Genomic DNA, 8,016 nt, shown 5'->3' on the forward strand with positions numbered 1-8,016 from the left:
GATATTTTATTAATCCTCAATATCCAACCCCAGGCTTTCTTTTAATAATCTCAGGGCTTTATCGGGGTATTTTTCACTCAATATGCCCATAGCAGCCATAATATAATTCCTGTCAATAAGAATTTTAGCATCTTCAGGAGGAAAAAGTCTCGAACCCCGGTATTCAATAACTCTGGTTAATACTTCATCACCCCGGCCAAGCCTGGTTAAAGCGCCACCGGTTCCGATAACCCATCTAACACCACTTAAATCCTTACCTTCAGCCACCGTTTGCCTGCCCTGGGGTCCAAAAAAATCCCTGAGCCGGCCGGCATGCCTTTTTATTGCAGTCAGGGCTGCTGTTTCTGCCAGAAGTCGGACAAAGCCCCTCTCTTTTTCATTACCTGGTATAGCTTTAACTTCTTTATATTCATACCCATTCTTCCGGGTTTCTTCTATTAATTTAAAAACATGGGGGGCATTAATAAAAACCCCCAGATCCCCTTCCACTGTTCTTTTGGCTACCGGTTCAGGGTTAATTAAAACCTGTTTAACCCCGGGGGTATCTTCTGTCACCGAATGAACATCAGTAGTGGCCCCTCCGATATCAATAACCACCAGATTACCGATATCCTCCCGTAACAACCGGGCAGACTTCATAACAGCCCCCGGAGTTGGCATCATTTCAGAACTTAACATCGGTTTTATCTTTTCCATACCCGGAGCTTTAATAATATGACGGGCAAAGACCTGTTGAATCAGTCTCCGGGTTGGTTCGATATTCAGGGTATCAATTTCTGGATAAACATTATCAGTTATAAGAATATCCTGCTGGCTATTGTCAAAGATATCCCTGACTTCGTCCTGAATGGCTTTATTCCCGGCATAAATTATAGGAACATTTAATTTCATTTGAGCCAGAAGCCTGGCATTGTGGAGAATAACCTCTTCTTCCCCATAGTCAACCCCACCGGCCAGCAGGATAATGTTGGGGTTGATCTCTTTTATCTTATTTAATTTAGATTCCCGGAGTTTACCGGCTGTAACCATTTTGATAACAGCACCGGCCCCGAGGGCTGCCTCCCGGGCAGCTTTAACAGTCATATCTTTAACCAGTCCGTGAACAGTCATCTTCAACCCCCCGGCAGCACTGCTGGTAGCCATAAACTCAGACCAGGTCAGGTCATCTGCTCCCAGGACTTCCTTCAGGTTTTCAATAGCATTATTCAAACCTACCGTAACATCTCCCTCGAGTACTGTAGTCGGAGCCAGACCCTGTCCTTTTAAGCGGGGAGTGCCCTTTTTTATCCCGGTAAACCCGTTAACTACGGTCGTTGTGCTCCCTATTTCGGCTATTAATAGATCCAGATCCATACCTGAACCCCCTTATTCTATCTCATCCAGCATCCTTTTCACTACTGACTGGCTTTCATTAATCTCTTCAGATAGAAACTTAATTTCTTCTTCTGTTAATTCTGTAGTACCAATACTTTTTATAACATTCTTCAAATAAGACTTCTTGATTTTCTTTAGATCCAGGGGACGAACCTTTATCTGGGTCGGATCTTCAGGGATAATTACTGATTCCCCGCCCTTTTCTTTATCGGGATTACCCCTCTTAACTTCAATACCATTTTCCCGGGCAAAGTTTAACTGGGCATAGGGGTGTTTCCCGGCCCCGGTGTATTCAGTCTCCTGAACCACTATTACCTGGTCTTCATCCATCTCCTGGGCCAGGGCAAAAGCAGCTGCCAGAGAAGTGTTCCCGGCCGGCCCTCTCTCGATACCTTCAAGCTGGGCCAGGGCCTCGGTTATATAGAAAACCTCACCCTGTTTTACAGTTAGATACCGGTCCATATAACGCAGGGCCCTGGCTGCATTCCGGGGTACATCGGCTCGATCCGGCCAGGTTGCAAAGGGTATACCAAACCCGGTATGCCCGGTGGTAAAAGATTTTAGATTAAAATCAGTATCACTGGCCATATGAAGCCCATAGAGGTCAACACTGGCTGCAATAACTTCAGTCTCGTCACAACCTGCTTTTTTGAGGCCTCTGGCCGTACCCGTTAAATTGCCTCCGCCGGCATGGGTACAGACAACTGCATCCGGGACCCGGTTAATCCTTTCTTTAAGCTGGGTAACAATTTCAAAACCCAGTGGCTCCACTCCGGCAATACCGAAGGGAGTATATAAAGAGGCATTAAAATAACCCGTTTCTTCTAATACCTTTAAAAACATATAGAAAAGTTCCGGGCCCACTGAAAGTTGTATAACTTCAGCCCCATAGGCCTCACATTTCCTACCCTTTTCCAGTATTTCTGGCTGGCCTACCCCGCGGCTGTCAAAGGTCTCCTGGACGATGATACAGTCCAGCCCCCTCATGGCTGCCTGGGAAGCTACAGCTGCCCCGTAGTTACCACTGGTGGCTGCAGCAACCCCCCTGTAACCATGCTTCTGGGCATGATAAACAGAGACTGACGCCCTCCTGGCTTTATAACTACCGGAAGGGTTGGAGGCCTCATCCTTCAAAAATATCCTGGCACCCTTTCCCTGGGGAGCCAGTTTTCGGGCCAGCTCAGTGATATTTTTTAGTTCAAGAAGAGGAGTATTCCCAACTCCCACTTCAGCCTGAATCCTTTTTATTTCCTCCAGGCTATAACCAACCTCTTCCATCATCCGTTCATAGTCAAAAACCAGCCTTCCCCTGGAGAAACGGCTATAGTCAATCCCCACCGCCTTTTTCATTATATCATTTTTCCTGGCCATAACTGAATTATAATCAGTGGCTGTCATTTATTTAGCCCCCTTTTTTTAAGTATTTCCCTGAGTTCCCTGCCGACAGGAATTAGTTCAGGAACAGGGCGGCCAAATTTATGTTCATAAGACGGGTCCGGGTCTTCCAGTATTCCCTGTATTTCCCTTCCTATATAGGTTTTAACGGTAACCTCTTCCCCTACTCTAGCATCTTCCATTAAAAAACCTTTAACCCGTAATTCCAGGGGAACCTTTTTAGTATCTTCGGGGAGTTTCGCCTTCCTTTCCTCTGGTTCAAGGACTATTTTTTTCACCTGAACCCAGCTTCCGGCTTTAACCTTTTCCATATGTCTCCCTCCAGTAAAATTATTTTTAAACTATTTAATATACCTGGGGACCGGTAAATCCATCATGGATACCAGACCAGGTCGGGCTTCAATTACAGCAGGAATCATGTTGACAGCAACAGCCTGTGTCCCCTTACCCCCCGGTATTTCCGGTTTTATTCTCAATTTAAGGTCAGGATCCCCGCTGATTTCAATATAGTCACCTGTTTCCACCCCTTCTTTCTCCGGACAAATCTGCTGGGGGTGTTCAAGCTCAATAATTTTCTTACCATCTTTTAAACCCCAGGCGATATGATTACACCCGGCAACCATTCCCGGCTCTACCTTAATATAAGGTGTTTCCCGGTGGGTATTTGAGATAATAGGTTCCCGTTTTTCCTTAATCTCATCCAGATCCCACCCAATAGTATCTGCTATCATTCTGATAGATTCCGGAAAACCGATATGACCGGTTATTTCCCCTTTTTCTACCCCTTCCTTGAACTCCTCAGGAGTAGTTCCTACTCCCTGGGTCTTCATAACAGTAGGTCCAAAAGGAGACAGGTCATTAACACGGGTAGCCTTAATCTTATTAATTTTACAGCTTACAGCAGACAGGGTAACCACCAGGGTATCTAGAACAAACCCGGGGTTAACACCTGTTCCCAGGACAGTAACTCCATTTTCCCTGGCTAGTTTATCTATCTTATCTGCAAGCTCTGCTTCCTGGGCTTCAGGATAGGCCATCTCTTCAGCTATCGTAATTACATTTAAACCATTATTGACTGCCCTTTCAATCTGGGGGAATACTTCCCGGGTAAAGGAAGTAGTAGCAATGATAACCAGGTCTGCATCTTTAAAAGTATAGTTAAAATCATTTTCCACCTTGATTCCCAGGGACTCTCCTCCCAGAATTTTACCTAAATCTTTACCTTTTTTGTTCTGGTCCCTGTCAATTCCACCTACCAGTTCTAAACCTCTTTTCTCTGTTATTAACCTGGCCATCCCCGAACCCATAGCCCCCAGTCCCCAGACTACAATTTTAAATCCCATAGGCACCCTCCTTATTTTTTATTTGTTATTTGTTTGTCTTAATTTGTTTTTTAAAACACTACATTAATTATGTTATCCCGCTGTTAAAAACCGGCAGGGGTAAATATTAAATTGCTTATATTTATACACAAATGTATAATATTATACATTTTTAAAGGGGCCCGGAAGACCCCTTTGTTAATACCAGTCTTTAATCTGTTCTAAAAGCCCTTTAATACCCTGTCTAATGGATAATGATCCAGGGAGAAAGCATCGGCAACCGCTTTATAAATAATCTTACCATCATAGACATTTAAACCTAAAGCCAGGGCCCGGTTTTCTTTGAGGGCCTTTTTATATCCTTTGTTGGCCAGTTCCAGGGCATAGGGAAGGGTTACATTGGTCAGGGCATATGTTGAAGTCATTGGCACTGCCCCTGGCATATTGGCAACAGAGTAGTGAATAACGCCATGTTTTTCAAAGACCGGGTCATCATGGGTCGTTGGATAAGTTGTCTCCACACATCCCCCCTGGTCAATAGCCACATCTACGATAACAGACCCCTTCTTCATCTGTTTTATCATCTCTTCTGTCACCAGATGCGGAGCTTTAGCTCCGGGAATGAGGACACCACCAACTACCAGGTCGGCATCTTTAATTTCCCTTTCTATATTATATGCATTGGACATAACTGTTTTTACCCGTCCCCTGAAAATATCATCAACATATCTCAGCTGGGGAGCACTGATGTCCAGAATAGTAACATCAGCTCCCAATCCAACGGCCATCTTGGCAGCATTAATTCCAACCGTTCCTCCTCCTATAATAACAACCTTACCGGGATTAACCCCGGGTACTCCACCCAGTAATAATCCCTTTCCACCATGGGCCTTTTCCAGGAAATGAGCTCCCACCTGGGTAGCCAGCCTACCTGCCACTTCACTCATGGGGGTTAATAAAGGTAAGGAGCCATCATTAAGCTGAATAGTCTCATAGGCAATACCTACTACCCTTTTTTCCATAAGAGCCTTTGTTAAGCGTTCTTCAGCAGCTAAATGAAGATAAGTAAACAGGATCTGGTCGGGTTTTAAATAATTATATTCTTCGGGAAGGGGTTCTTTAACTTTCATAATCATTTCTGCTTCTTCGAAGACCTGCTGGGCAGTTTCCCCTATTTCTGCTCCGGCCTCTTCATACTCACTATCTTTAATCCCACTACCCAGGCCTGCTCCCTGCTCTATAATCACCTGATGACCTGCTTTTGTTAAAGCCTGAACTCCGGCGGCAGTAATCGCTACTCTGTTCTCATTATTTTTAATTTCTTTAGTACTCCTACTATCATAGGCCTTTTCCCCCTTTTACTATTTTTAAATGCTGAGGGTGACCCAATACCCCCCATACAATATATAGTTCTAGATCGTTAATTTTATTTCCTTCCTGAATATTTAAAATTTTAAAATAACAATTTATGCAACTTTATATTTTAAAAGTAAATATGCAACTGCCTGTTTTAAGAGAAAAAAAAATTAATCCCCAACCCAAAAAGTGGGTGGGGATTAATTTTATTGCACTCATGCCAGACCTATAATTTAATTTCAATTTCAGCTTTATCCCTTAATTCCTTCAGGAAGTTATTCCAGGCTGTCTGTTGTTTTTGTTGAAGGAGGTTATTTTTAATCTTATCTTTTACCTCATCAAAAGGAGTAATTCCCTCTTCAACTTTATCTTCTACTTTTATAATATGGTAGCCGTACTGGGTTTTGACCGGGTCACTTATCTGCCCAACCTTGAGGGCAAAAGCAGCCTCTTCAAATTCCGGGACCATACGCCCCTTGCCAAAATAACCTAAATCCCCTCCATTTTTACTGGAAGGACCAGTAGAATACTCTTTGGCCATTTCCCCAAAATCAGCCCCATTTTCCAGCTCATTTAATATCTCCCGGGCTTCTTTTTCAGTTTCAACTAAAATATGTCTGGCCTTAATCTGGGTTCCATGTTTAAAGTTTTCCTTGTTATTATCGTAATATTCTCTGACAGCAGATTCCTCTACACTAACATCTTCCATAACCTTTTCCCGTAACTTATTAATTAAAAGGAGGTCACCATTTTGTTCAAAAAAGAGGTTTTTATATTGATCAAGGGATTCAATTCCCTGCTGATTTAAAGCCTGAAGTAACTGCTCTTCGTTAATATTATTCTTCTGTTTAACCATTTCTATCTGCTCATTAAATATCTTATCCATTTCCTCTTTGGAAACATTGATCCCCTGATTTTTGGCTTCCTTTATTAAAAGTTCCCTGGTAATCAATTCATCCAGTTTAAGTTTACGGTACTCATTAATTAACTCATTACCAGCCTCTGTAGATAAAATCAACTGAGTAAACTCACCATTAGCCTGATATAATTGCATAATAACATCCCGGGTCCGGGCATATTCATCAACTTCAGAAATCGTAATTTCCTTACCATCAACTACTGCTGCAATATTGTCTGTCTTTTCTACTTTATCCTCTGCCAGCACTGAAAAAGATATAACTAATACTAAAGCCAGAAATAAAAAAACACTTCTCCTAAACCTCATAAACTTATCAACTCTCCTTTAACTTAACTTTTAGTCTTTAATTAGCTCTCTTTTATAATTCTATATCATTACTGAAATACCTGCCTGCCTACCAAAATTTTTTGAATAAAGAACAAACTGGACTTAAATTTACAATTATAACTCTACTGAAAATGCCATAGATTAGCAATGTCCATAAAATTAATAATTGAATAGGCACAAATTTTAATATAAAAGCTTTTGATATAAAAGGTATAATAATTTATTTTAATCATTGGTTCTTAAATTAATCATTGCTTTTTAAAAATATAGATCCTGATATAAATTAATCTCCGGAATTTTTAGAATAATAATTTTTGGAATAATAAATAAAATCGGGCATAAAAAAATGGCTCCCCGAGCAGGACTCGAACCTGCGACTCGATGGTTAACAGCCATCTGCTCTACCAACTGAGCTATCGGGGAACGCCACTTATTAAATCTATTAAATTTTAATATTAAATATCCGGCAGCGACCTACTCTCCCACGGGGTTACCCCCGCAGTACCATAGGCGCTGGAGGACTTAACTTCTGTGTTCGGAATGGGAACAGGTGTTGCCCCTCCGCTATTGCCACCGGAAAACTTTTTGCTTATCTCTCATTCGCATATTCTATTATAACAGATTTTTTCGCCTTGTCAACACTTTATTTCAGCTTTTTTAACTTTTTGGCCTCTCAATATTAACCACTTTCACACCTTCAAAACAGCATACAATGATGAGATGAGATTAAGCCCTCGACCTATTAGTACCGGTCAGCTTAACGAATTACTCCGCTTCCACCTCCGGCCTATCTACCTGATCATCTCTCAGGGGTCTTACCTCCTTAAAGAGTGGGATACCTTATCTTGAGGGTGGCTTCACGCTTAGATGCTTTCAGCGTTTATCCACTCCACACATGGCTACCCAGCTATGCCCCTGGCGGAACAACTGGTTCACCAGCGGTGTGTCCATCCCGGTCCTCTCGTACTAGGGATGGCTCCCCTCAAGTATCCTGCGCCTGCGACGGATAGGGACCGAACTGTCTCACGACGTTCTGAACCCAGCTCGCGTACCGCTTTAATGGGCGAACAGCCCAACCCTTGGAACCTGCTTCAGCTCCAGGATGCGACGAGCCGACATCGAGGTGCCAAACCTCCCCGTCGATGTGAACTCTTGGGGGAGATAAGCCTGTTATCCCCGGGGTAACTTTTATCCGTTGAGCGACGGCGATTCCATGCTCCACCGCCGGATCACTAAGCCCGACTTTCGTCCCTGCTCGACCTGTATGTCTCGCAGTCAAGCTCCCTTCTGCCTTTACACTCTTCGTGCGATTTCCATCCGCAC

5 protein-coding genes, 1 tRNA gene, 2 rRNA genes and 1 pseudogene (1 of these 9 running past the window's edge) are annotated in these 8,016 nt (G+C 43.0%); all 9 read right to left on the minus strand.

Annotation, left to right across the window (positions count from 1 at the left end):
* Positions 1–9: 9 nt before the first annotated feature.
* The gene (locus tag HORE_RS10910) at positions 10–1,353 is read right to left on the minus strand and encodes a GlmL-related ornithine degradation protein (protein WP_015923823.1); all 1,344 of its coding nucleotides are present in this window, start codon (positions 1,351–1,353) and stop codon (positions 10–12) included.
* Between the two features lie 12 nt (positions 1,354–1,365).
* A complete protein-coding gene (ortB, locus tag HORE_RS10915; RefSeq protein WP_015923824.1) occupies positions 1,366–2,772 on the minus strand; it encodes a 2-amino-4-oxopentanoate thiolase subunit OrtB in 1,407 nt (468 codons plus the stop codon).
* Entirely contained in the window at positions 2,769–3,080 is a 312-nt protein-coding gene (gene ortA, locus HORE_RS10920) for a 2-amino-4-oxopentanoate thiolase subunit OrtA (RefSeq protein ID WP_015923825.1), read from the minus strand. The genes ortB and ortA overlap by 4 nt, the downstream gene beginning before the upstream one ends.
* 30 nt (positions 3,081–3,110) lie before the next feature.
* Entirely contained in the window at positions 3,111–4,112 is a 1,002-nt protein-coding gene (ord, locus tag HORE_RS10925) for a 2,4-diaminopentanoate dehydrogenase (protein ID WP_015923826.1), read from the minus strand.
* Positions 4,113–4,312: 200 nt separating this feature from the next.
* Positions 4,313–5,433: pseudogene (gene ald / locus HORE_RS10930) on the minus strand (alanine dehydrogenase).
* A gap of 240 nt (positions 5,434–5,673) precedes the next feature.
* Positions 5,674–6,672 (minus strand): peptidylprolyl isomerase, encoded by a 999-nt coding sequence (locus HORE_RS13315; protein ID WP_015923828.1) that lies wholly within the window; start codon positions 6,670–6,672, stop codon positions 5,674–5,676.
* A gap of 368 nt (positions 6,673–7,040) precedes the next feature.
* Positions 7,041–7,116, minus strand: a tRNA-Asn gene (locus HORE_RS10940).
* 38 nt (positions 7,117–7,154) lie between these two features.
* A 5S ribosomal RNA gene (gene rrf / locus HORE_RS10945) occupies positions 7,155–7,271 on the minus strand.
* 144 nt (positions 7,272–7,415) lie between these two features.
* Positions 7,416–8,016: ribosomal RNA gene (locus tag HORE_RS10950) — 23S ribosomal RNA — on the minus strand; it runs 2,368 nt beyond the window's last position.

The organism is Halothermothrix orenii H 168 (genome assembly GCF_000020485.1).
Classification (GTDB): domain Bacteria; phylum Bacillota; class Halanaerobiia; order Halanaerobiales; family Halothermotrichaceae; genus Halothermothrix; species Halothermothrix orenii.

Coding starts and splice junctions, on each gene's coding strand:
- HORE_RS10910 (WP_015923823.1), bottom strand. CDS start 1,353: ATGGATCTGGATCTATTAATAGCCGAAATAGGGAGCACAACGACCGTA.
- HORE_RS13315 (WP_015923828.1), bottom strand. CDS start 6,672: ATGAGGTTTAGGAGAAGTGTTTTTTTATTTCTGGCTTTAGTATTAGTT.
- ortB (WP_015923824.1), bottom strand. CDS start 2,772: ATGACAGCCACTGATTATAATTCAGTTATGGCCAGGAAAAATGATATA.
- ord (WP_015923826.1), bottom strand. CDS start 4,112: ATGGGATTTAAAATTGTAGTCTGGGGACTGGGGGCTATGGGTTCGGGG.
- ortA (WP_015923825.1), bottom strand. CDS start 3,080: ATGGAAAAGGTTAAAGCCGGAAGCTGGGTTCAGGTGAAAAAAATAGTC.